Source organism: Bacillus pseudomycoides DSM 12442 (assembly GCF_000161455.1).
Classification (GTDB): Bacteria; Bacillota; Bacilli; order Bacillales; family Bacillaceae_G; genus Bacillus_A; species Bacillus_A pseudomycoides.
In genome coordinates, this window is record NZ_CM000745.1 from 5,239,677 (window position 1) to 5,241,986 (window position 2,310).

At 35.7% G+C, this 2,310-nt stretch carries 5 protein-coding genes; all 5 read left to right on the forward strand.

The window, feature by feature from the left end:
• Window positions 1-760, forward strand: a 760-nt coding sequence (gene mobP2, locus BPMYX0001_RS26550) for a MobP2 family relaxase (protein ID WP_033799789.1), incomplete at its 5' end; no start/stop codon positions are given.
• Complete coding sequence (locus tag BPMYX0001_RS26555) at window positions 757-1,218, forward strand: hypothetical protein (RefSeq protein ID WP_033799439.1); 462 nt, start codon at window positions 757-759, stop codon at window positions 1,216-1,218. The genes mobP2 and BPMYX0001_RS26555, both read left to right, overlap by 4 nt.
• Before the next feature lie 22 nt (window positions 1,219-1,240).
• Window positions 1,241-1,474 carry a hypothetical protein gene (locus BPMYX0001_RS26560; RefSeq protein ID WP_006097286.1) on the forward strand — a complete coding sequence of 78 codons (234 nt, stop codon included), beginning with the start codon at window positions 1,241-1,243 and terminating at the stop codon, window positions 1,472-1,474.
• 33 nt (window positions 1,475-1,507) lie between these two features.
• Window positions 1,508-1,789 carry a hypothetical protein gene (locus BPMYX0001_RS26565; protein WP_006097287.1) on the forward strand — a complete coding sequence of 94 codons (282 nt, stop codon included), beginning with the start codon at window positions 1,508-1,510 and terminating at the stop codon, window positions 1,787-1,789.
• Window positions 1,782-2,310, forward strand: a 529-nt coding sequence (locus BPMYX0001_RS26570; RefSeq protein WP_033799441.1) for an ArdC family protein, incomplete at its 3' end; no start/stop codon positions are given. The genes BPMYX0001_RS26565 and BPMYX0001_RS26570, both read left to right, overlap by 8 nt.

Here is a 2,310-nt window from a genome sequence, read left to right on the forward strand (position 1 = left end):
AGTTTGGTCAGGAGCGATTCACTATAATACGGATAACCTTCATATTCATGTCGCAACTGTTGAACCATTTCCAACGAGGGATCGCGGGAAGCGAAAACAAAAAACGTTGGATGCGATGAAGGGGAAAGTGGTTCAAAATATTATGGATCGTGGTCAGGAACAAAAACAGATTAACGATTTGATTCGAAAGAATATGGTTGCAAAAAAGAAAGAAGATTCCACATTCACATGGCGCAATCGAGAGCTAAAACCATTATTCCAGTTTATTTATAAACGCTTACCAGAAGATAAAAGGCAATGGCAATACAGTTACAATACATTAAGCCCACTCCGTCCTCATCTCGATGCATTAACGCAAAAATATATTGAGAAGCATTATAAGGAAGATTATAAACAGTTTCTTCAAAAGCTAGATCAAGAAGTAGACGTATTAAAGAGAGCATATGGAGAAGGTTCTGGTGATAAGAAACGATATGAAAATTATAAGGGAAATAAAATAGAAGAGCTTCACAAGCGAATGGGAAATGCGTTTTTACAAGAGATGAAAGCATACGATAAAGAACGACAGCGCATTGATGAAATGTTAGACCGAAAGCCCAGTCAGCGAAAGAACTTTCAACAAAATGTCTCGATGCAGTATGCACTTAGGAAAATGGAGGGTGCGTTCAAAAGTGAATATGAAAGTTGGAAAAACCAACGTTATTATGAACGTCTTGAGAGAGAAATCCAACAACAAAATGAGAGGGGATATGAACGATGAGTAAAGTAAGGCGTGTATTAAAGTTAGAAAAAGATACTGATGATTATCTTATGGCATTTAAAGAAGAACATAAAATTAGATACAACGGGGTCGCTTTAGCACAAATCTTTAAAGAGCATAAAGAAGCGAAACAACAAGAATGGTCGCTTCGATATATTACAGAAGTCGTGACAAAGCACCTTCATGAGGTGTTGAAAGAAGAACTTACAAAAATCCGACTTGGTACGAATAGTGCTGATAAAAATACACAAATGTTAATTGAGTTTATGAATGGCATCTATGAGCATGAACAGTATCAAGGGGTTTGTACAACTGATATTGCAGAAACCGAAGCAACAAAACATATAAGGGAGGTAGTAGAGGAAAGAATTGCACATAAACGACAAAAGAAGATAGATTATCAAGCTTCGAGGGGGCAACAACAAGAAGTATTTGTGCCAGTGGAGGAGGTGAATTGATAAAGAAAGGATGAGGTATGCAATGAGAAAGTTAGAAAAAGTGTTTGAGCTATTAACAAAAGTTGCGAACAAAACTTCCCCCTATGTTACAGGGGGAATATGGTTGCTGTTTGGTTATGCAAATGTATTAGGTGCATATATGTGTCATAAGATGGGAGTGTACTACCTCTCTTATTCTATTGTTGCTGTTGTATGTCTTGTTTGGAGTCATAAAGTAACAAAATGGTTTATGAAAAAGAATACAATCGTGGATTGAAAATAAATAATTAACAAAAGAGGAGAAGATAAAATGCTATTGTTTCATGAAGACATTGAACTTGGAATTATAAAATCTATTGGCGAAAGAGAAGTTACTTTTCATGTCACAAATCAAGAAGTTACAATTCCATTAACAGAAGAGGAAAAACAAGAGTTATTTGATTATATTGAGCTTCCAGAAAACGATTTACTTATTCCCATCAACATGAAAACTCATAAAATATGTGTTCCAACAGACTTAGAAACTTGGAATGAAGAAACGATGGATGAATTAATAGAAGCTTCCTCAAAGGGAACGGAAAACAATGAGTAAAAAGCGTTCCCCTGTTTCATTTGAAGAGAAAAAACAAAAGGTAGTAGCACTAACGAAAAAGATGGAAAAAAGCATAGAAGGTTATTTTCGTTCACCAGAAGATTTAAAAGAATATTTATCATTTATGGCAAAGTTTTATCGCTATTCACCATCCAATATTGCATTAATACAGAATCAATTTGAGGGATCCAGAGCCGTGGGTTCCTTTTCTTTTTGGAAAGAAAAAGGATTCTCCGTTAAAAAAGGTGAGAAAGGCATTCAGATTCTAGTTCCGAACCAGACGACAACAAAATTTAAAGGTAAAGATGGTACTTGGAAACCCGTTGCGAAAGCAAACGAAGAAGAGAAGAAGCAAATTGAATCTAAAAGCATAGAAGTGAAACCGGGTCGCCTATATTTTTCTATCGGCTATGTATTCGATGTGTCACAAACGAACGCAAAAGCCGAAGATTTACCTCGTATTTTTCCAAATCGTTGGCTAGAAGGAACTGTGAAAGATTATAAGAGTTTGTACAAAGGAA

What these genes read in the sequence shown, in the direction of transcription:
- BPMYX0001_RS26560 (WP_006097286.1), top strand. Translation starts at nt 1,241, where the DNA reads ATGAGAAAGTTAGAAAAAGTGTTTGAGCTATTAACAAAAGTTGCGAAC.
- BPMYX0001_RS26565 (WP_006097287.1), top strand. Translation starts at nt 1,508, where the DNA reads ATGCTATTGTTTCATGAAGACATTGAACTTGGAATTATAAAATCTATT.
- BPMYX0001_RS26555 (WP_033799439.1), top strand. Translation starts at nt 757, where the DNA reads ATGAGTAAAGTAAGGCGTGTATTAAAGTTAGAAAAAGATACTGATGAT.